Origin of the sequence: Paenibacillus hebaui (genome assembly GCF_051934385.1) — a bacterium.
Taxonomy (GTDB): domain Bacteria; phylum Bacillota; class Bacilli; order Paenibacillales; family Paenibacillaceae; genus Paenibacillus.
This window is the reverse complement of sequence record NZ_CP196836.1, coordinates 2,402,865-2,423,850: the sequence shown is the minus strand read 5'-3', so window position 1 is coordinate 2,423,850 and position 20,986 is coordinate 2,402,865. Positions and strand designations below refer to the sequence as shown.

The following is a 20,986-nucleotide window of genomic DNA, read 5'->3' as shown; positions in this document are numbered from 1 at the left end:
GAAAGTACATCTTTCGGTCTAGTGCAGTTTCATGTTGTGGCCCCATAACTCCGCTCCCTACTTATCAGGCAAATGGTTGGTATCCCGCGCGATTCAGCTGTTCTGCAATCACTCGATATCCTCTTGCATTAGGATGAACCCTGTCCCAGAATAACAGTTCACGCTCACGCCCCTCAAACCTGCCATAGACCTGAGCACAGGCATAGTTACCTGATCCCGCACCATTCAAAAATGAATTGTATTGTCGTACCCAATACGCAGCTTCCCGTGCTTGTGGATACGGGTTGTACAATCCAATCGATCGGATCATATATACACTACTGCCTTTCAACTGACGAATGTGCTTCATAATCTGGGAGACATTACTGCGGGTATCGCTCAGTACTTGTGTCATTTTACTCGCGTTCGGAATTCCATGGCTTGCTTTGAACGTACGAATCAGATCGTTCCCACCGATGGACAACGTAATCAGATCTGCTTCGCGCAGCGCTTGTCGTACTCTTGGATTGCCAGATATCATCTGTAACATTTCTCCTGAGGTCAGTCCATTAACGCCCAGGTTGTCCATGGATACAAATGTACGAACATTCATTTCCGCCATTCTTCGATATAAAGGAACAAAGCCGGTGCCCAGCAGCGCTCCTATGCCTACCGTTAATGAATCTCCTATGGCCACATACCGATATACCATCCCGCCGCCCCCCTCTGCTATGTTATGAATACTTCCATATATCATTGCTATATATCTTATGAGAGAAATAGGGACGGGGCGCGGGATGTTGTCCGTAGGCATACACATTTATTTCTCAGTACCTTTATTCACTTGCCAAAAACAATACAGAAAGCCCCGCCGGGATGACCAGCGAGGCTATTCGTGGAACTTATTTTATTACATGCCTATGGTACGATCGGAATCAACGGAATCATCCTGTTCCTTATTCCGGAATGGCCACCAGTTGGCCCGGCCAAACATCTTCACCATCACTGGAACGAAGAATGGCAGGAACAACAGAGAATACAAGATCAGTCCACTGAGTACTACAGTCGCAATCTGCATCATCGAAAGGACGCCCGATGGATACATGGCCGCAAATGTACCACTTAGAATGACAGCTGCCGACAGAATAACTGTCCCCATGTTCTTCATTGCGTACAATATAGCATCCTGTACTTTCATGCCTTTGTTCTCATTGAAACGGTCCATCAGGAAGATGCTATAATCCACACCGAGTGCAATCAGCATGACAAATCCGAAGAACGGAGTAACCCAGCTGATGCCTGCGAACCCGAGGATATTCACAAAGATTGCTTCGGTTAAAGCCATCGAGGTGAAATATGCCAGCAATAGGGAAACGATCAGATACAGCGGCATAATAACCGAGCGGAGCAGCACAACCAGAATAATAAATGTACCCGCCAGCATCAGCATTACAGTGCGTGTATAGTCGTTGTTGGATATTTCCTGCAAATCGGCAAATGTACTGGTTACACCGCCAATCGCGATGTCTGCTTTTTCAAGTGCACTTCCTTGTACGGCACGATGTACAGCAGCTTCGATATCTGGAACACGATCAATCGCTTCTTTCCCGTATGGATTCTCGGCGAAAATAACGTCAATCGTCATCGTTTTCCGATCTTTGGACAGATACGTATCGAATACTTGTTTGAAGTCTTTGTTGCTAAGGGCTTCTTCAGGAACGTACCATCCTGCCAGATCCGAATCAGGTGAATTCTGCAGTTGTGTCAGATAATCCTGTGCTGAATCCAATCCCCCCGAAACTTGTTTGATCCCATCGACGCTCTGGTTAAGACCGTCCGTCAATTGTGTCAATTGGCCACTCAGATCCGAGAAGCCTTGCTGAATTTTCTTCTGACCACCCTGAAGCTGACCAAGTCCATTCTGGATCGAAGGAATTTCGCTAATCACTTTCCCCTGACCATCAGCAGCCTGTTTGAGACCGGATTGCAATTGACCGATTCCTGTAACAATCTGCCCCAGACCATTGGCAAGTGCCTTCTGGCCGGATGCTGCGGAGGCGAAGCCTTCATTGGCCTGATTAATTCCAGCTGCGGCTTCACCCAGCTTGGTCTGAATTTGACCCAGACCTTGAGCTAGCTGTGCTGTGCCCGTACCCGTCTCACCAGTTGTGCCTTTGACCCGCTGATAATCCGCGTCTTGCAGCAATTCAGGGTAGCGTTCTTCAAGCGCTGTAAACGATTCGTTCAGGCTGGTTAACGCCGTAGATACACCTGTAAGCTGTTGCTGCAGTTCACCAACACCATCACCCAGCGCTTTAACCCCTGCGCCTGCCTGACGGTAGGCTTGAAGCAACTGATTATTTGCTTGTGCAAGTTGATCCGCACTTGTTTTGGCTTTCTGAAGACCTGCTTTCAGATCACCTGCACCCGAGGAGCCTTCACGAATGCCTTTTTCAATCTGCTGTAGTCCTTCGGACAACTGTGTTATACCCGATTGCAACTGGGAGGTCCCTTTGGTCAGTTCTCCCGCTCCATTCGCAGCTTCTTTAAGTTGTGGTTCATTTTTACTTAATTGACTGCTGGCCTCACTCAGACCATCACGGATTTTATCCAGACCGGTCTTGCCTTTACCCAGTCCATCCGATAATGTGCCCACTTGTTGCGTTACTTCAAAATCTTTGATCTCATCACCAGTTGGGCGTGTCATGCTGCGGACACCGGAGATGCCTTGCACCTTCTCCACTTCCCGGCTGATTTTCTCAGCAACGGCCATGTACTTTGCATTATCCATCGCTTCATCGTTCTGAATGACAATCTGTCCAGGCAATGATTCACCAGGACCGAAGCTGTCCGAAATAATGTTGAATGCTTTGACCGAATCGTATTTATCACCAATCTCATCGAGACTGTTAAATGACAATTTGCCATCGTATGTCGCCAGTAATGGCACAGAGACCGCTGCAACGATAAGCAGAGCCGCCCATGGACGTTTCAGAGAGAAACGGCCGGCTGCACCATAGATCCGACTCTCGGCATGTTCCAATGATCCTTTGGAAGGCCAGAATAATCTTTTTCCCAGCACCGCCATAAAGAATGGAACAATGGTGACGAGTGCAAGCATCATTACGGCAATACCGACAGCAACAGCTACCGCGGAGCGGTACAGCATAAACTGGGCAAAACCGATGGCAATGAATCCAACCAGCACTGCGAGTGCCGAGAAAAATACCGTTTTGCCTGCTGTGCGGTAGGTCGCAATGATTGCATCCCACGTATTTTCATGATGAGCCAATTCTTCCTTAAACCGGCTGATCAACAAAATGCAATAATCCGTACCAATTCCGAACATGACGGCTACCATAAAAATCTGCGTAAAGGTAGAAATCGGGAAGTCCAATCCGTCCACCAGGAATGCTACAATCTGCTGTGAAACAATGTAGCTGATCCCTACGGTAAGCAGCGGAACAAATGGAGCTACGAATGAGCGGAATACGAGGAACAGAATGAGCAAAATGAATACAACTGTGATGTACTCCGATTTTTTGAGCCCCTCTTGGGAACTCTCTATCGTATCCTCATCAATCAAGCCTTTACCGGTTATGTAATGCTCCACATTGACCGATTTCAACGCTGCATTAAGATCTGCGCGCATTTCCTTGACTGTACGATCTCCCTGTTCAATGGAAAGCGACGTTAAGATCGTCTTGCCATCGGCAGAGATCATTTTGTCTGACAATTCAGGCTGAGAGAAAGGCTCCAGAATCGTCAGAATGCCCAATTTCTCTTTTTCAGCCTCCAATTGCTTGACGGCCTTCTCTGCCTCTTGTTTTCCTTCAGTACCCAAACCATCCGGATTATAAAATACAAGTGCGAGCTGACTGCCCTGCTGCTCTCCTTTTTGCGCTGCAGCTTCGTTCAGAATAGCCGCTGCCTGGGTGGAAGAGTATCCATCGGGAACCGAGAACTGTCCCTTTTCCCGGATCAGTTCACTCATATTAGGGGCGGTGAACATTAATACGGCGGCTACTACGACCCACAGTCCCATCAACCACCATCGTGCTTTCAAGATCGTTCTCATTTGTTCTCCTGTCCTCCTTCATGTGTTAACAATGCTGCAAGCTTCTCAAAAGCTTCAATGAAATTGCGGACCTCTTCCGGCTTGAAATGAACCAGATACGGCTCCAGAATCTGTTGTATTTCCTGTTCAGTTTCCCTGTAAACGTCCCGTCCGTTGTCCGTCAGAGTTAAATACACAACCCTACGGTCGCGTTCATCCCCGGCCCGATGGACCAGATCGCGATCCACCAGCTTGTTGACCAAGGCGGTAATACTGCTCTTCCCCACACACAGGAGCTCAGACAAATCAGAGGGTGTGCAAAACGGTTTCTCTTCGATTAAACGAAGTGCACAGAATTGGTCGGTGGTAATGGTCTGCCCCATGCGTTCACGTATCTGGGTATCAAACCGTTTGTTTACGAGAAAAGAAGCATCCAGATAGCGGTTAACCAAACTTTTGGCATCCGGTGTGTTCATTCTTCATTCTCCTTTCCGTATACATATAGTTCACTTGTCGAACTATTCTTCAATGAAACTATTCTATTATGAAACTATATTGTAAAGCAATACATTTTCCTGTTTTTTCAACCTAACGACAAAACAGGACGTCCGACTCAGCTTATTTGCCAAATCCAACATCCTGTTATAATTATGCTATTTTTACGTTATACAGTAGTAGACAGATATTAGGTTTCGTCTTGCTCCTCGTCCTTCTCCAATACACAGCGGAAGCGTTCCACACCCGGATACAACTCACCCAGGCTATACACCACAAATCCCGTATTTCGATAAAACTCTACAGCTTCCAGATCAGTCTCTGCGATTAATCTGTCCGGATTATATTTTGCCAGCAATTGTGAAATCATGCCACGACCATAATTTTTGAAGCGGTTCTCAGGCAGAACTGCAATATGATGAATGGTAACCTCACTTGTTCCTGTTTTCTCATATCCAATCAGACCCACTAGCTGCTCTTCGTCTTCATAACCGTCCAATAGTAGCTCGTCCTTCTCTACATACTGTTGTAACGCACGATTCAAATGATCCGGGTCTGGAAAGACCGAGTAGGACAACAACTCCTGCACTTCCGGCTCCTGAATTCTTGATTTAAGATTATTTAACACCCTGATTCCTCCTATAACTTGCTATAAAATGAAATAGAGATTGTTACACTCCAGCACTCCAATTGCAGTCCCATCTTCCGATCGCTGCGGGGATAAAGGCGCACGCTCCGCTTCTTCAGATTGGTTCTGCACTCTCCGTTAACGTGTTAATCTTGGTTTCACTGTATAGATTCCGTTATCGTATTGTAGTCGTTACCCTCTCAAAGTTCAAGTCGATTGCCGTTTCAGCTCCGCTTGCAGTACTGTCACGATGCCTTCCGGCACCTGGATTCCTGCCAAATGATAAGCATCCAGCAGCGCACCTCCGACTGCCGGCAGAGTGCTGGTGATGTAATGAATTTTTTGTCCTGCTGGTTTATAGGCTGCATCCAGCCCCTTGTGAACGGACTCCACCATATAAGGTGAACTTAGACAACTTCCCGTAAGCGTTAAGGACACCTTATCCGTCTGAAAACAGCCTGCAAGAATGAGAATACCTACAACAGCCGTATCCGCTGCCGAGTCACAGACTCTCGTCGCAAGTGGAATCTGACGAGCAGCCGCCTCGGTCACCAAGGGAGCCATTTGTCCAAATTTACGATTCATCGCCTGTTTGTTCTTCGTAAAACCCGCTGCACCGAGGGCACCCAGTTCTGAAATGGAAGTTACATTCCAATAGTCTAGTACTTGTTCAATCAGGGTCCGATCCTCTAACTCGTAACGGCCTGCAAGAATGGAATGCACAGTGTCATAAGCCAGAAAACGTGCGGCCGTCGGTGCATAATGCCCAAACTGGTCATTGCGCAGCCAATTCCCCTGTTCCGTTCTGCCGAGAATCAGGGAGCCGGTACCCCCAATAGCTACAATGCCAGGCTCACCTTCAAAGGCCGCCGTGTGCGCAATAAGCGAATCGTTCACCGCACTAATCCTGCCTGTGATCCCCGACCGGGCGAGCAATTCCTCAGCCCAGATCGTTTCTTCGTCAGAGTCCAGTCCTGCCATCCCCGCCTGAATGGAAGCAATCTGCTCTACCTTTAAACCGGCATGGTTTATGGCTTCAGCGATGCCATCCAGCACATGCTGCTCTGCATTTGCATCGTGATAACGGTTGCAACCACCCTTTTGCACATACGACAAAAGCTGTCCGCTCTCATCCGCTACAGCCACACGTGTATGGCTTCCTCCGCCATCAATTCCAATAACATATGTATTCATTCTGATCCCCCATGTTCTTGAGTCATCCATTTCAAAAAAATCGTTGCTGATGACTATGCAGAGCAAAAATGCTGCCAGGCTACAACAAACCTATGCCTGGCAGATGCACTATTGCTTCTGTGCGGCAAACCGAAGCAGTTCACAACGAAACTGTGTTGGTTCATCATACTTTTCCTCTTCAATCGTCTGAGTGACATGTTCCTGAAGAAGAATATTCCAGCCTTCATAGGCCTTTTCCAGTAACGCGACAGCTTCCTCTGTAGGCAAGTTCAATTCAATCAATGGCTTAATTTCCCGACCCGTGCTAATCTCCTTTTCCTCTACACTGGTGCTCATGGTAATACAATGGATGCCTCCTGTACGGGTTCCCGCTTGCAATCGTTCAACGGCTTCCATAAAAGCTTGTTTGTTCGAAACATGTTCCAGACAGGAACATGCTGCAATATAATCAAAACTGTCCGGTTCAATGGGATAATGTTCAACGTCCGCTTTCTCTGCTTTTACCATATGATCTACCTGGTATTCTTTCGCATATTTGCGAAGTCCATCTACAGCCTCGCCTAGCAAATCCACACCGATGACTTCGCTGTTTGTTTGCTGTAGACGCTGGGCAATCGGAATCGTATGCCTACCTACGCCGCATCCCAGATCGAGAACACGTAGTTGCGTCTTATGGGTAAGCAAACGCTCCAGCATATCCATAACCATGGGCATCGGCCTAGACATCCATGTACCGGATGCGAATAATTCATTATTCTGATAGAAGTTGGAATGGTAACCTGCCTCTGCTCTCCGTGCAGCCTCAAATTGTTCATTTCCCATCAAAGCACCTCCATGTTCTTTTACTTGTTATCTGGACCTTCTGGTATTGGGGAAGAAAGTGACATGTTTTTTCTCAAAAAGGATTCTAGTACTTCTTCATAACGGGGGCGATCCACTTGAAAAGCTGTTCCATGACCCGCACGGGGAATGGTCAGCAGTTCCTTCTCTGTCGGACATGCTTCATATAGCCTGTACACCATTTCCGTTGGTACGAACGTATCTGCCTCACCATGTATAAACAGAACAGGGACCTGAACGTTCGCCAGTTGCTTCAGCGCTGAAGCCTCTCCAAAGTAATACCCCGCCTTCCATCTGGAGATGAGACTGGTAACAGGAATGAACGGAAATGCGGGCAACTTGTATAACTGCTTGAGCTGAAAGGTCAGCTCTTCCTTCACAGAAGTATACGCGCAATCAGACACGATGGCCTTAACCTCACCGGGGAGGGCTTCGCCACCTGTCATAAGTACGGTTGCGCCTCCCATTGAAATCCCATGCAAAATGATCTCCGTCTCTGTACCAACCTTACCGAGCACCCAATGGACCCACTGAACATAATCCTTACGGTCCAGCCAGCCGAATCCAATGATGTTGCCTTCACTTTGACCATGGCCACGATCATCCGGCATCAGCACGTTGTAACCCTGTTTTTCCGCGTAAAAGCGAGCAAAGCCCGCCATTTCCCTGCCTTTTCCCGAATAGCCATGGGCCAGAATAACCGTTCGTTGCGATTGTGATTGACTATCTGAAGAAAGCCACGTTCCGTAAAGCTTTAAACCATCATATGATTCAATACGTATCTCTTCCGTTTGTTGCTTATTAAGCCAATCCAAGTCGGAAGCACTGCTGATGATTTCATTATCCGGTTCAGGCATCAGGTTCGGATTATCAACCAGAAATGATTTTGGCGCACGCCGAATAGCAGTTTTGAAGAAGTAAAGCCCACCTAACCATAGTAAAACCAGAATCATCAGGACCAAAAACGCAAGTCCGTATAATAACATAAATGTTTCCCCACCCTTACATGCTTAAATAACATTCAATAAATGGTTTATTACCCGCTTCCCCTAAATGATTCTTCATCATTTCACTTGTGGTTATTAACCTTCTCCAATGCGCAACAGGCTTCCTTGTACGCAGGTAATAAGGCATCCAATAATGGCTCTGCCTTCATCGGCAGGCCCGCCTTGGCGAACTGCTCGATTTTGGCAAACAATGTTGATAAATAGTCGATTCCCAGGCTTAGACTGCCAGACTTCAGATCATGCGCGGACTCCACTGCAGCAATATGATCACCAGACACGATATGTCTTCGCAGCACTTCAATTTTCCCTGGTGTCTCTTCACGATACATTTCAAGCAACATGGCAAGAAGTGTCTGATCCCCTTCACTGCTTAGGTCCACAATCTCATTCACGATACTCATATTCAGTACCTCTCCTGATTCGGATGATTGCTGCCACTTCTGAATCATGTTATTCAGAGCTTCCAGTGTGAAGGGTTTCCCAACAAAATCATCCATCCCTGCTTCAAAACATTTATTTTTCTCTCCATCCGTTACGTTTCCTGTCATGGAAATCACCGGAATGCGATGACGCATCTCATCCTGTTCCATGGCTCTGATTCTACGCGTTGCCTCTAATCCATCCATCACAGGCATCATGTTATCCATCAAGATCAAACTATATTTTTTGCTCAGAAAAGCTGCGATGGCCTCTTCCCCGTTCGAGACGGAATCCACCTGGGTGATGCCCAGCTTTTTGAGTTGCATCAGCACCACTCGCCGATTAATCATGTTATCGTCAGCCAGAAGGACGGACACTGGAAGAGGGGTATCCATCTGAACTTGACTCTCCTGAGGAAGGCTCCTGTCAGTCATGGGTAACGATTTTTGATGTTCTGTCTTACTCAACGGGATCTCAAACCAGAAGGTAGATCCTTGTCCTTCCTGACTCAACACGCCAATCTGGCCATTCATTAATGTAACCAGAGAATGACAGATGGACAAACCGAGACCTGTTCCCTCATACTCCTTGGAACGTCCTCGCTCCGTTTGTGTGTATGGCTGAAATAACGTTTTCTGATCTTCTTTAGCAATACCGATGCCCGAATCTTCGATCTCAAACCTTATATGCTGTGACGCTTCACACTCCTTGACTAGAGAAACCCTTATTCGCACAGATCCTTCGGAGGTGAACTTGTTCGCATTTTGAATCAGATTGATCAGAACCTGAGTGATTCGCGTAGAATCGCCTTCAAGTACAGACGAAATCCGAGAGTCATAATCAAGTGACAACTGGTTTCCGTTCTTTCGCACTTTCGGTTCAAGCAAACGGACAATATATTGGAATATGGAATGCAGTTCCACTTCCGCTATTTCAAGTCGCATTTGTCCTGCCTCCAGTTTGGATAAGTCCAGTAGGTCCTGAATCAGTTTAAGAAGCATTTTTGTCGCTTCCTGAATGACTGAAACGGAGTTTTGCTGCTCATCGGACAGGGAAGATAATTGCAGCAATTCCGCTATACCGAGAATACCGTTCAATGGAGTTCGAAAATCGTGGCTGATGACAGCAATGAACGAGCTTTTGGCTGCCTCTGCGGCGACTGCTTCATTTCTTGCAAATTCAAGGCTGACATTATTTTGGGTAAGCAGGCGTTGCAGAGTAGCGAGTTCATTATTCATCTCTGAGAATTCACTTAGAATCCGTTCTTCCTGCTCCTTATTGCGAATAATCTGATCGGATAAATGTTCAATCGTTCTGCGCAATGATTCAATCTCACTGTCTTCGTTAGGCAATCACATCATCCCTCTCTTATTCGCTTGTCATGCCCATATCGTTGTGCATATTGTGTATAGCCAGAGGCTGATTCATCAATCGCTCAACAACTTCAACAGCCTCGTCCGCTCCTGGAGCATAAGCATCCGCTCCAATCGTTCTCCATAAATCCTGATCCATATTGAAAGGGTAACCTACCAAAATTTTCACATGTGCAGTTGCAGGATGATTACGAATGAATTGGATAAGTTCTTTCGCAAGATGAAGGTGATACGTCATTGTAACTGAGATCAAAACGACTTCTCCTTGATGGCGCTCAATGGCTTCAACGATACTCCCATTGGGAACATTTGCCCCAAATAGTATGTGTCCCATCCTTCCATCTCGAACACATCTGTGAGCATACGCAGCCCGATCTCATGTTGCTCGCTGCCTACACATGCAGCAACCATTTTTCTCTCCTGACCACCATGAACTAGCCATCTGTTCGAATTCTTCTTCCACTGTCTGTTTGATCCATTTCAGATTGTTCGCCAAGTCTTCTGGCGATACGTTATAACCCGCCAGAAGAACTTTCAGCCAGGCTATATAGTGTGTAAATAGATTAGGACTCTTAACAAGCACACTCTCAGCCAAATAGTTCAAGCTATATAATGAATCCTGCTTAATCCGAGCCCGTCCACTCTCACCAAAGCGTTGCACCAGATCCGGTTGCAGATCGTATTGCTTTTCCATTATTTTGTCAACCAGGATTCCTGCTTCTTTTAGCAATTGCTCTCCAGCTTCTTGATGCGTCATATGTCATCCCTCCTCAAGCCACCGCCTCATCTCAATCTTCATCCTTCGTGCCGTAATAAGAATGATTGAGGTCCGTCAGCTACTGTTCAGGATATAATTTTTGCTCCGATTCAGGTACAACCTATCTCTTCATTATACATGAACTACGGATGAGCATGAATTTAGCCGAACCATTATTCACAATAATTTTCCTATATTATGAATAGTACTGCAAGTGATTTAGCTAGTTCCCGTCCTTTTTCCAAGCATAAAAAAACTGACCTGCGTTATAAACGCAAGTCAGTTTTCCCCTCTGCAGCGAGTCCAAGTTTTTTTAATAAACGAATCGCATCCGCTTTTTCGGAAGGTTCTAGTCCCTCCACCGCATCAATGATCACCTGATGGTGCTGAGGAAAGATTTGTGTGAACAAATGTCTTCCTTCCTCCGTCAATTCAGCGTATATGACGCGCCGATCTTCCTTTGATGCCCGACGAAGCAGCAGGTTTTTATTCTGCAATTTGTCCACAACATACGTGATATTACCGCTGGACATGAGTACTTTCTCACCGATCTTTTGCAATGCCTGCGGTCCTTTATGGTATAACAAATCAAGTACGCCAAATTCTGTCGTATTTAGTCCATGGCTCTGAATATCCCGGTTAGACCTCGATGTAACGGAATTGTATGCACGGGCGAGAACTACAAATAATTGTAAAGACAGTTCCCGATTGTCCTCCTTGTTCGGCATTTCGATAATCCTCCATCAGTTGTTTACATTTCGACCTGCGTCTGAAGTTCGCATCTGCTCCCACTCTTCGCGCAGCATTCCCATACGAATTGAATCATAATACTGCCCATCAACGATGCGGCATTTACGCATTCGCCCTTCTACCTGCAATCCCGCCTTTGAAGCAGAACGCATCATTCGTTCATTGCCTGACCATGTTGTCAATCCAACCCGGGCCAATGGCAATTGCTCAAATAAATGGCTGGACCACATTTTAAGAACTCGTGTGCCGATCCCGCGCCCCCATTGGGCAGATCGATATAACACAATTCCCATTTCCAGCCACTTGGATAAACGATGTTCCCAATAATAGCTGACTGTACCAACCATTCTGCCATCCAACTCAATAATTCGAATCGAAGCCGGCTCAGAAGTGAGCTGAGTCCCTTCCAGTCGTTTGAGCATACTTCGTTCGAAATCTTCGTAGCTCTCATGCTCAAGGGCATAATATGGCGCATCCCATTGCTTCCACTCCGGTACATCTTCACTGTAGATCAATTCATAGAGTCCAGCCAGATCTTCCTCTCCCACACTTCGGAGAACAAGTTCACCGTCCATTAACGGGTTTTCTCTCATCTATGCAACGACCTCTCTTTCCGTTCATGAACGATGCCGCTCATCGATGCTGCCATCTTCCTTTGCAAGAATGACGATATTTGCCATATTAATAAATAACCCATTATCCACCACACCTGGCAGCATATTCAACTGATTATTGAGCTCTGCGGCATGTTCTATGGCTGTCATCCTGCAATCCGCAATGAGGTTGCCATTATCCGTAAGATAACGCTGGTCCTCATTCATGCGCCATTCCGGATTACATCCTATTTTTTCAAGTGCCTGAAAGGTCCATTCTGATGCAAATGGAACCACTTCAACCGGCAGTGGAAACTGTCCCAGTTTTTGTACAGCTTTGCTGCCATCAGCTACAATAATCAGTCTGTCACTGTTTGCAGCCACAATCTTCTCACGCAAAAGAGCACCGCCGCCACCCTTGATCAGGTTAAATTCAGGATCAACTTCATCCGCACCATCAATCGTGAGATCCAGACGTCCAATCTGATCGAAAGGAACGATCGGAATTCCCCACTCCCTGGCAAGCTTGTCCGAAGCCTCCGAAGTGGCTACAGCCTGAATTTTCAATCCTTCGCGCACACGCTCGCCAATTCGACAAATGGCATAATATGCGGTTGATCCTGTACCCAACCCAACCTTCATTCCATCCTCAACATATTCTGCCGCACGCTCAGCTGCTATCTGTTTAAGATTCATCTATAAAACCCCCGCCTGCTCATGATTTGAGAATTGCATCCTGTAGTTATTATAGATAAAACCGCTTCCGATGTATATCCGTGCCTTCCTTTGTAGAGTGGTAAACTGGGCTTGATCCTCTTCTCCACATCACACATTGAGCTGTCCTATGTATATTCTTAGGTAGATTAACTTAAAAATCCATGTGGTTCTTTAACCATTCCCTCCCTGGTGTATATTTGATGGGCAGAGGACAAAACCATTTCTCCGTCCATTGCATCTTTAATTTTAATATTTCAGGATGTATTTTAACCCATCATGTTATAGAATACAGAATGAAACTAAAAAATGGAATTATTTTATATAAACAGTTCTAAATACCTATTCATTAGTTTATATGTCCATACATACGTAAATTATTAAAATTTTTTTAACGAAACTATTCAATTTAACGACATTTAATACGACATATTAAGTATAGATGTGTTTTAATAATTAGACACCTATGGGTATCGAGGTACAAAAGTTTCTACTTAGCAACTACAAACCCAAGACCATGGTCGCAGATTATACCTTTGGAGGGATGAAAAAAATGATGTAACTTGCCTGATTGAAAGCACCCAATAGGAGTTTCTAATTTAAAGAAGATCAGGAGTGGAATTTAGTGAAATCATTAAGTTGGAAAAGCATGTCATTTTTCTCCAAAAATCTCTTACTTTCATTTACTAACATCATTATCATCGGTATAGCACTTATCGCCAGTAGCTACTATTTTCAAAAAACGATTCTCGTAGATCAGCTACATGGGCAAGTCGAGCAAATCACCAAAAAGTGGGCAGCAGACATTGACTCTACTGAAGTACAGGCTGCTATTGCAGAAGGTAGCTATGATGGAAAAGCACAAACGAAATTACGTGCCTATTTTGACGAAATGCAAAAATATTATCCTAACATTGCACAAGCCTACATCTTTGGTGTCGAGCTCGGTGGAGACAACAAGCGGTTAACTTCCCTTGTAGCCATGCCGACCAATCTGAGGGAGGCTTTTCAAAGTGATAACGTAAATATCGGCGATATGTATGAACAACCCGTTGTTGTAGCAAACGCCTTGAAAGAAATGCTGAATACCGATCGGCCGACTTTTACGACATTTTATTCCGATGATTTCGGAACCTGGACAACCATTGCCTATCCAATTAAGGACAGCAACGGCAAGATCTACTCTTACTTTGCCATCGATGCAGACGCATCCGCTGTACCTGCAGGACTGAACAAATTGCTCAAGAACGGCATTATTATCCTTGTAGCGTTCCTGCTGCTGTTCCTGATTATTCAATATCTAGTTGTCAAAAACACACTCTCCCCTATCCGTCACTTGATCAAAGGAATTGATGACGTAAGTCGGGGTAATTTGAATGTCAAAATTCCGACGGGTAAAGACGACCTTGGGCTTGTGAATGAAAAGTTCAATACCATGGTGCGCAAGATCAACGATACCATCGTTAAAGTACAAATTACGTCACAAGAAGTTAACGAGTCTGCCAAGGAACTGTATGAAGTCTCTGAAAGAAACAGCGAGAATGCTGATTCCATTAACAACAATGTTACTCAAATCACTGCCAACATTCGTGCACAGGAACAGGCTACTCGAGATAGTGCCCGCGCCATGTCTGAGATGGCTGTCGTTATTCAAACCATTGCCAGCAGTTCAGCCAGCGTAGCTGACGAAGCCTATGAGATGGAACGTCGTTCACAGCAAGGAAACAGCGTGGTACGCCAGGTATCCACACAGATGAATCTGATTACGGAATCCGTTAAAAATACAGCTTCTGCCATTCAAGTTCTGGAGAGCCGCTCACAGGAAATTGGAGATATATTGAATATCATCTCTGGAATCTCTAGTCAGACGAATTTGCTTGCTCTGAACGCATCCATTGAAGCAGCACGCGTTGGTGAAGAAGGTAGAGGATTCGCAGTGGTAGCAGGTGAAGTTCGCAAGCTTGCTGAACAATCCGAACAAGCCACAAGCCAGGTTGCCGTGTTGATCCAGGAGATTCAGGCTGAAATTAAACAAGCGGTTCGTGCCATGGAGCAAGGTACCTCCGAAGTCGATACCGGACTTAGTGTAGCTGATCAGACTGGCCAGTTGTTTGATGAAATCCTGGAAGCAGCCAAGAAAGTATCGAATCAAATTCAGGAAGTATCCAGTGCTACAGAAGAAATCTCTGCAGGTACAGAAGAAATGACAGCAACTGCGGATGACTTATCTGCGAGTGTAAGCAAAACGGCGGACAACAGTGAAGGAATCTCTTCATCCGTTGATGAGCAAAAAGCATCTTTAATTACTCTTGTTGACTCCTCCAACCGTCTGAACAGCATGTCCGAGGAACTGCAAGAACTGATTTCCCACTTTAATGTAAGCAAGATCTAATTCAATCCATATCATGAACGCTTTGAACCAAGGAGGAACAGCTGAAGTGATTGAAAATCAACCATCTTCACCCCATACCGTGGAAACTAGCCTGCCGGTTCTTCAGATTCCACTGGATTTTGGGCGCCGTCAACAAACGTTCTCTTATGAGTCTTCTCATGTTCCACTAGATTCCTCTCTAAGCAAGGATCTCAAAGAAAAGTTCAGCACACAGGCCATTTATCCGGTGATCCTGTCTGCTTATGCAGCCTTGTTGTTCCGCTTATCAGGTGAACAGGAACTTGCCATCGGCACGCTGGCTCCAGATCAGGCAGCCTCTTGTCTGTTATTGCAGGTTCAGGGCAAGTTAACCTTCAGTGAACTGTTTCGTCAGGTCTCCGATCAACTGCAGCTCGATGATAAGCTGCAGACCGGAGGATACCCGGAAACCTTGTTCATGTTTAATCATGTGCAGCTGCCTCAAGCACCTCAATTGTTAAACTGGAATGTTCGTGATGATGAGGACTCGCTCATTCTGGATCTATTCTATGACAGTTCACTTCTGAATGAGTCTACTGTAATGAGATATGCAGAATATTATCAGACCCTTCTTCTTGCCATGATACGCAATGAAGACAAAGCCATCGGTGCAGTGGACATTCTAGCTGCTTCAGACCGGTTGATATACAGGGAAATGAATGATACTGCTGTTCTCGAACCTGAACATCAGACGATTCATGGATGGTTCGAAGCAACGGCGGCCGAATACCCGGACTCACCAGCAATCACTTCTCCATCGGGTCGTTACACGTATAGAGAACTGAACGAACGTGCCAATCAGGTTGCCTGCGTACTGTTATCCAACGGATTGCAAAAAGGTGAATTCGTCAGCATCTTTATGGAGCGGAGTCTAGAAACGGTTATTTCTCTGCTCGGGATTCTCAAGGCAGGCGGGGTGTATGTGCCTGTTGATCCAGAACATCCACAAGAACGAAACAGTTATATTGTTGAAGACACAGCTTCATCATTTGTCTTAACCACAGAATCATCTTTACCTGAAGCTTCACGTTTGTTCTCCGGTATTACTACCGTTCGCCAGATTCTCGCTGTGGACGGACGTCTTGCTGGCTTTGCAGCAAGCAATCCCAATCTGGATATTCAGCCAGATGACCTGGCGTATATCATCTATACCTCAGGATCTACCGGCAAACCCAAAGGCGCACTTATCGCCCATCGTGGCGTAGCCAATCTCGGCAGTGTGGTACAACGGGATTGTGACATTAAGCCAGGTGACGTATTAACCCAGTTTGCTACATACAGCTTTGATGCATCAGTATGGGATACGATTGGCGCCTTGTTCTACGGAGCAGAGTTATACTTGTTATCTGCAGATGAACGTGTATCTGTCGAAGAATTTGCAAATGCAATTGAACGCACGGGTACAACGATTATTACGATACTGCCCACAATCTTTTTCAACCAGCTTGCTTCTTATCTGTCCGATGAAGGTTTCCACAAGCTGGCCCAAGTGAAAATTATTACAGTTGCAGGCGAAGCTCTCTATGGCGAACAGGTTCGTGCCTTCCAGCGCAAATTTGGCAACCAGATTGACATTGTCAATGTGTACGGACCTACCGAATGTACTGTAGCAACAACGACCCACCGGATTAGTGAGCAAGTTCCGGAGAGTGTTGTTAATATCCCAATTGGCAAACCCATTCATAACTACAAAGTATATATCGTCAACGAACAAGAGCAACTCTGTCCGGTAGGTGTGCCTGGAGAGGTGTATATTGCTACTCCTGCCCTGGCTCAAGGGTATCTGAATCAACTGGAGCGTACACAGCAGGCCTTTATTGAGAATCCGTTTGCGATCGATGAGAAAATTTATAAATCCGGCGATATTGCAAAAATATTGGATACCGGTTTGCTCGAATATGTCGGACGCAGCGACTCTCAGTTGAAAATTCGCGGGCATCGGATTGAGATTGGTGAGATTGAAGATCATTTTGCTCGCCTTGATCAGGTTCAGGATGTCGCAGTGATTCCCAAGAAAGAATCGGATGGTCAAAATATGCTTGTTGGTTACTTTACATCCAAGGATGGCAGTACCCTTTCTGTTGCGGACATTAAAGCCCAACTGGCTGTTAAGCTGCCTTCCTATTTTGTACCCAAGTGGATCTGTCAGCTGGATGAAATGCCGATTGCTCCAACGGGAAAAATCAATCGTAAAGCGATGATAGCCCTGCCTCATGCAGAACGTCATGAAAATCGACCTGACCGGGTACTCCCCGAGTCGGAGACTGAGTCCATTATTCTTGACGCTTGGCGAACCATACTTGAACACGATGACTTCGGCGTGGAAGACAGCTTCTTCAATATAGGTGGCGATTCTCTGCGGGTCATCCATGTACTGGTCATTCTGAAGCCGCATTATCCACAGCTGAAGATTGCCGACTTTTTTGCCCAGAAGACCATTCGTGCTCTGGCACAACGCGTGGAGACCTTGAGTCAAAGCTCAGCAGAATTAACGCATTCAGCAGTCACTGATGGCATGATCACCCAATTATCCGAACATCCAGTAGAACTTTCATCTCAGATCGGATACCCGGAAATTCGGAAGCCTGAGCATGTGCTTCTGACCGGAGCTACGGGTTATCTGGGATCTCATGTGCTGCAGCAATTAATTCTGAATTCAGGTACACGGATCTATACACTGGTTCGTCGTCCAACAGATGGAACGAGTGCAATGCAACGACTTACTAAAGTGTTCGAAGGTTATTTTGGAAAACAACTGACGGATCAACTCGCATCACGCGTGGAAATCATCGAGGGTGATCTGGAACAACCGAACCTTGGTCTTTCGTCTGAACAAACGGCTTATGTCCAAGGCTGCATTGATCGTGTGATTCACTGCGCTGCAGACGTACGTCACTTCGGGGACGCTAAACAGTTTGCCAAAACAAACGTGGAAGGAACCATCGCTTTGCTGAATTTAATTCGTAGCAAACCAGGTGCCTCCTTCCATCATGTATCCACGATGGGCATACCGGAAGATCTTGCCCTTAGCGGACAATGGGAGTCATCGCTGCAATATGACCGTTTCCCGGCGGACTTGCATGTGGACAACCTGTACTCGGACAGCAAACTAGAGGCTGAGAAAGTACTCATGATTGCCGCCGAAGAAGGTGTACCTGTTAGCATCTACCGTGCGGGTAATCTGACCTGTCAATCCGAAACCGGGCGCTTCCAGTCCAACATTGATAGTAATGCCTTCTATCGCATGATCAAAGCGATGTTATTGCTGGGTAAAGCTCCGGCTGCAGACTGGATGGTCGATTTTACACCTATTGACTATGCGAGCGAGGCCATTGTTCATCTCGCATTACGTCAGGATACCGCTGGACGTGTGTTCCACATCTGTAATCCGGAGCCCATCCGCTACGATGATCTGATTCGTTCCGTGAACCGTGCTGGTTATGAAGTTGAGACGATGCCTTTCGCAGATTATACCAGCTGGTTGTTCGACGCCAGTATCAGCAAGGAACCCGAGGCGCTTCAACTGGCGATCGCCCAGCTTGAAGGTGATGGAGCCAAGGATTCAGCTTATGTATATGCTTGTCCTGTAACGACTGCCTATGTTGAACCAGCCGGAATTACATGCCCCAAAACAGATGATCGTTTCATTTCGAATATGTTGGATTATGCCGTCAATATTGGGTATTTCCCTATGGCAATTCGACCGCATTTTGGCACTTCTCCAGCAATGGAGTAAGTCCATTGCATAGATTACAAAGAGGCCACCTTCCCCGTCATACCTGGCGGTGAGGTGGCTTCTTTATATGTTTATAAGCCTATGAAGTCCAACGGATCAAAACAATAACCGCCAAATGGGCAGGATAAAAATAACGCCAAATCCAACGTGGCCCCTTCATACGGAAGCCTGCATTGTGATACTGTGCAATGGCAATGCCTGCGGTTGCTACCACGCTATACATTTGAACAGAACTGCTGTGCAGCAAAATATATAACGCATTTAAGAGCACATGTGCCATAACAAGTACCGGGCCTTGGAAATAACGGAACAACAATACCAAAAGAAGGCCATACATGCCATAATCCATATGGGTAACCTCCATGAACAACCCTGCCCCAATCACAATCGGAATTCCCAAGATACGGACCGGCAATTTATCGAGCACAAGCAGTACAAGCAGAGATGACCATAATGTCCACACAACATTCAGTGAAGTATGGTTAAAGGCAGCCATGAATGGCAATTGAGAGATCATCGCAATCCAGAACAGGCGCCATATGTATTTGGGCACGTTGCGTGTGTGTTTATAACCGATATAAACCGCAAAAGCATAGATTGGAAAAGCAATACGTCCTATAATTCGAAGCTCACCCACATGTGGAAAAAAGGCGGCTCCTATATGATCGATCAGCATGGTGATCATGGCGATCCACTGCATCATTTTCGCTAATTCCTCCTGCTTTTCCTGGCTTAAAGGGATTTGATTCCCTTCTCAGACATGCAGTTCATAATACATGAAATCGGTGTCTTGCACGTACCCTTCCGACTCATATAATGACTGAGCCTTCTTGTTACTTACCGCAGTAGATAGTGATATTCGGAGAACACCGCTCTCATATCCCATCTGTCTTGCTGCTCGCAGCAACTTACGCGCAACCCCTCTATGGCGCTGCTCCGAATCCACATACAGATCATTTAGCACCCATATCGGCCTCATAGACACCGAGCTAAAGCTGGGATATATCTGCACAAATCCGGCTAAATTTCTGGTTACTTGCCTATCCCCAAAGCTACCATCATACGGTTGAGAAATATCCTGTTCTGCTTCAGCAATCAATATGACGGATTCATTGCGTTTTATTCGTTCTCTTATATATTGGCTAGCAGCCTGGATGTCTGTGCTTTGATTGTAAAACATTCTATATTCGTTGAACAGCCTGGCTACTTCGTTAACATCGTCAAGCGACGCAGATCTGATCCGATACTCCATCTCGCTTCAGCTCCTTTACCTCTATTGTAATGTACACAGAGCCATTACCCCATTCATCATCTGGATCAAAGTTTGTAATATATTTCGATAATCCAACCTTATCAGTATGTTTCATTGGAAGGGTTGAAAATCAGCCCTATCGTTGGAAAAAGCAATAAGGCGAGCGAAGCATCCACTGCTCCGTCGCCATCATTTTGTTTCATTTCAATTCAACTTGTTGTTCATGCGTATACAGAGCTGAATCGGGGAAAATAACCCCTTTTTTCAAAATCAGATTGGCATACTGCGCACGCTCACCAGTTGCTATGATCGCATAGGCACGGGAAGCCCTCTCATAAAACGCGAAACGCTCTTCATGATCAAAGGCATCCGTGATGCCTTCATGTTCATGGATTAGCCTTCGGTAGTCTTCCCAGATGATTGGTACTACATGATCTCCCTTGACCACCTGCATAACCGCTACTGGATGCTCAGCGTATGTATCCAACGGATACAAACTCAGAATCGCCTCCAACAGCTGCACTGTACCCACAGCATCACAACGGACAAGCCGCTTGGCATGACTGGCTGCGGGGAAATTAGCATCGGCCAGTACCAGTTCATCACCATGCCCCATTTCGGACATGATCTTCAGTAGTTCTGGAGGTATTATTGCGGGAATGTTCTTAAGCATACTCAGCTCTCCTCAGTCAGCTCCACGATCAGTTGGAGCAGATTCGTCTTCGTTACCTCCACTATCCTATGTCCAACCTACGCGAATACAGCGGTATCTCTATTTTAT

Annotated in this window: 19 protein-coding genes; 2 read left to right on the top strand and 17 right to left on the bottom strand. The window is 46.0% G+C overall.

All coding sequences use genetic code 11. The annotated features are described in order from the left end of the window. Nucleotides 1-64: 64 nt before the first annotated feature. The 14 genes from ACR32F_RS11140 to rpiA form a co-directional block, all read right to left on the bottom strand. Entirely contained in the window at nt 65-691 is a 627-nt protein-coding gene (locus ACR32F_RS11140; protein ID WP_440118766.1) for an SGNH/GDSL hydrolase family protein, read from the bottom strand. A gap of 198 nt (nt 692-889) precedes the next feature. Then, a complete protein-coding gene (locus tag ACR32F_RS11135; protein WP_440118765.1) occupies nt 890-4,057 on the bottom strand; it encodes an MMPL family transporter in 3,168 nt (1,055 codons plus the stop codon). Beyond that, nucleotides 4,054-4,512, bottom strand: a complete 459-nt coding sequence (locus tag ACR32F_RS11130) for a MarR family winged helix-turn-helix transcriptional regulator (protein ID WP_440118764.1) — start codon at nt 4,510-4,512, stop codon at nt 4,054-4,056. The genes ACR32F_RS11135 and ACR32F_RS11130 overlap by 4 nt, the downstream gene beginning before the upstream one ends. A gap of 209 nt (nt 4,513-4,721) precedes the next feature. Further along, on the bottom strand, nt 4,722-5,159 hold the full coding sequence (locus ACR32F_RS11125) for a GNAT family N-acetyltransferase (RefSeq protein ID WP_440118763.1): 438 nt from the start codon (nt 5,157-5,159) through the stop codon (nt 4,722-4,724). 207 nt (nt 5,160-5,366) lie between these two features. Further along, the gene (locus tag ACR32F_RS11120) at nt 5,367-6,353 is read right to left on the bottom strand and encodes a BadF/BadG/BcrA/BcrD ATPase family protein (protein ID WP_440118762.1); all 987 of its coding nucleotides are present in this window, start codon (nt 6,351-6,353) and stop codon (nt 5,367-5,369) included. Nucleotides 6,354-6,461: 108 nt separating this feature from the next. Then, complete coding sequence (locus ACR32F_RS11115; RefSeq protein ID WP_440118761.1) at nt 6,462-7,175, bottom strand: class I SAM-dependent methyltransferase; 714 nt, start codon at nt 7,173-7,175, stop codon at nt 6,462-6,464. A gap of 20 nt (nt 7,176-7,195) precedes the next feature. Next, a complete protein-coding gene (locus ACR32F_RS11110) occupies nt 7,196-8,179 on the bottom strand; it encodes an alpha/beta hydrolase (RefSeq protein WP_440118760.1) in 984 nt (327 codons plus the stop codon). 83 nt (nt 8,180-8,262) lie between these two features. Beyond that, a complete protein-coding gene (locus ACR32F_RS11105; protein ID WP_440118759.1) occupies nt 8,263-9,972 on the bottom strand; it encodes an ATP-binding protein in 1,710 nt (569 codons plus the stop codon). Between the two features lie 16 nt (nt 9,973-9,988). Beyond that, nucleotides 9,989-10,318, bottom strand: a complete 330-nt coding sequence (locus ACR32F_RS11100) for a cobalamin B12-binding domain-containing protein (protein ID WP_440119782.1) — start codon at nt 10,316-10,318, stop codon at nt 9,989-9,991. Next, nucleotides 10,243-10,404, bottom strand: a complete 162-nt coding sequence (locus ACR32F_RS11095) for a hypothetical protein (RefSeq protein ID WP_440120087.1) — start codon at nt 10,402-10,404, stop codon at nt 10,243-10,245. Before ACR32F_RS11095 ends, ACR32F_RS11100 begins: the two co-directional genes overlap by 76 nt. After that, nucleotides 10,370-10,750 carry a hypothetical protein gene (locus ACR32F_RS11090; RefSeq protein WP_440118758.1) on the bottom strand — a complete coding sequence of 127 codons (381 nt, stop codon included), beginning with the start codon at nt 10,748-10,750 and terminating at the stop codon, nt 10,370-10,372. The genes ACR32F_RS11095 and ACR32F_RS11090 overlap by 35 nt, the downstream gene beginning before the upstream one ends. A 266-nt stretch (nt 10,751-11,016) precedes the next feature. Next, entirely contained in the window at nt 11,017-11,478 is a 462-nt protein-coding gene (locus ACR32F_RS11085; protein ID WP_440118757.1) for a MarR family winged helix-turn-helix transcriptional regulator, read from the bottom strand. Between the two features lie 15 nt (nt 11,479-11,493). Continuing rightward, nucleotides 11,494-12,093: a GNAT family N-acetyltransferase gene (locus ACR32F_RS11080; protein WP_440118756.1), complete on the bottom strand. Its 600-nt coding sequence runs from the start codon at nt 12,091-12,093 to the stop codon at nt 11,494-11,496. 24 nt (nt 12,094-12,117) lie between these two features. Then, the gene (gene rpiA, locus ACR32F_RS11075) at nt 12,118-12,789 is read right to left on the bottom strand and encodes a ribose-5-phosphate isomerase RpiA (protein ID WP_440118755.1); all 672 of its coding nucleotides are present in this window, start codon (nt 12,787-12,789) and stop codon (nt 12,118-12,120) included. 667 nt (nt 12,790-13,456) lie between these two features. Between rpiA and ACR32F_RS11070 the strand changes: the two genes are divergently transcribed. Next, a complete protein-coding gene (locus tag ACR32F_RS11070; protein ID WP_440119780.1) occupies nt 13,457-15,199 on the top strand; it encodes a methyl-accepting chemotaxis protein in 1,743 nt (580 codons plus the stop codon). Nucleotides 15,200-15,245: 46 nt separating this feature from the next. After that, nucleotides 15,246-18,953, top strand: a complete 3,708-nt coding sequence (locus ACR32F_RS11065; protein WP_440118754.1) for a non-ribosomal peptide synthetase family protein — start codon at nt 15,246-15,248, stop codon at nt 18,951-18,953. 79 nt (nt 18,954-19,032) lie between these two features. On the opposite strand, the gene ACR32F_RS11060 is transcribed toward ACR32F_RS11065, so the two are convergent. The 3 genes from ACR32F_RS11060 to ACR32F_RS11050 form a co-directional block, all read right to left on the bottom strand. Then, a complete protein-coding gene (locus ACR32F_RS11060; protein ID WP_440118753.1) occupies nt 19,033-19,656 on the bottom strand; it encodes a TraX family protein in 624 nt (207 codons plus the stop codon). Between the two features lie 51 nt (nt 19,657-19,707). After that, nucleotides 19,708-20,205, bottom strand: a complete 498-nt coding sequence (locus ACR32F_RS11055) for a GNAT family N-acetyltransferase (protein ID WP_440118752.1) — start codon at nt 20,203-20,205, stop codon at nt 19,708-19,710. A gap of 199 nt (nt 20,206-20,404) precedes the next feature. Then, nucleotides 20,405-20,878 (bottom strand): RbsD/FucU family protein, encoded by a 474-nt coding sequence (locus ACR32F_RS11050; protein ID WP_440118751.1) that lies wholly within the window; start codon nt 20,876-20,878, stop codon nt 20,405-20,407. Nucleotides 20,879-20,986 lie beyond the last annotated feature (108 nt).

Excerpts from the sequence above, each read along its gene's own strand:
- ACR32F_RS11140 (WP_440118766.1), bottom strand. The coding sequence starts at position 691 with ATGGTATATCGGTATGTGGCCATAGGAGATTCATTAACGGTAGGCATA.
- ACR32F_RS11135 (WP_440118765.1), bottom strand. The coding sequence starts at position 4,057 with ATGAGAACGATCTTGAAAGCACGATGGTGGTTGATGGGACTGTGGGTC.
- ACR32F_RS11130 (WP_440118764.1), bottom strand. The coding sequence starts at position 4,512 with ATGAACACACCGGATGCCAAAAGTTTGGTTAACCGCTATCTGGATGCT.
- ACR32F_RS11120 (WP_440118762.1), bottom strand. The coding sequence starts at position 6,353 with ATGAATACATATGTTATTGGAATTGATGGCGGAGGAAGCCATACACGT.
- ACR32F_RS11115 (WP_440118761.1), bottom strand. The coding sequence starts at position 7,175 with ATGGGAAATGAACAATTTGAGGCTGCACGGAGAGCAGAGGCAGGTTAC.
- ACR32F_RS11110 (WP_440118760.1), bottom strand. The coding sequence starts at position 8,179 with ATGTTATTATACGGACTTGCGTTTTTGGTCCTGATGATTCTGGTTTTA.
- ACR32F_RS11095 (WP_440120087.1), bottom strand. The coding sequence starts at position 10,404 with ATGGTTGCTGCATGTGTAGGCAGCGAGCAACATGAGATCGGGCTGCGT.
- ACR32F_RS11090 (WP_440118758.1), bottom strand. The coding sequence starts at position 10,750 with ATGACGCATCAAGAAGCTGGAGAGCAATTGCTAAAAGAAGCAGGAATC.
- ACR32F_RS11085 (WP_440118757.1), bottom strand. The coding sequence starts at position 11,478 with ATGCCGAACAAGGAGGACAATCGGGAACTGTCTTTACAATTATTTGTA.
- ACR32F_RS11080 (WP_440118756.1), bottom strand. The coding sequence starts at position 12,093 with ATGAGAGAAAACCCGTTAATGGACGGTGAACTTGTTCTCCGAAGTGTG.
- rpiA (WP_440118755.1), bottom strand. The coding sequence starts at position 12,789 with ATGAATCTTAAACAGATAGCAGCTGAGCGTGCGGCAGAATATGTTGAG.
- ACR32F_RS11070 (WP_440119780.1), top strand. The coding sequence starts at position 13,457 with ATGTCATTTTTCTCCAAAAATCTCTTACTTTCATTTACTAACATCATT.
- ACR32F_RS11060 (WP_440118753.1), bottom strand. The coding sequence starts at position 19,656 with ATGATGCAGTGGATCGCCATGATCACCATGCTGATCGATCATATAGGA.
- ACR32F_RS11055 (WP_440118752.1), bottom strand. The coding sequence starts at position 20,205 with ATGGAGTATCGGATCAGATCTGCGTCGCTTGACGATGTTAACGAAGTA.
- ACR32F_RS11050 (WP_440118751.1), bottom strand. The coding sequence starts at position 20,878 with ATGCTTAAGAACATTCCCGCAATAATACCTCCAGAACTACTGAAGATC.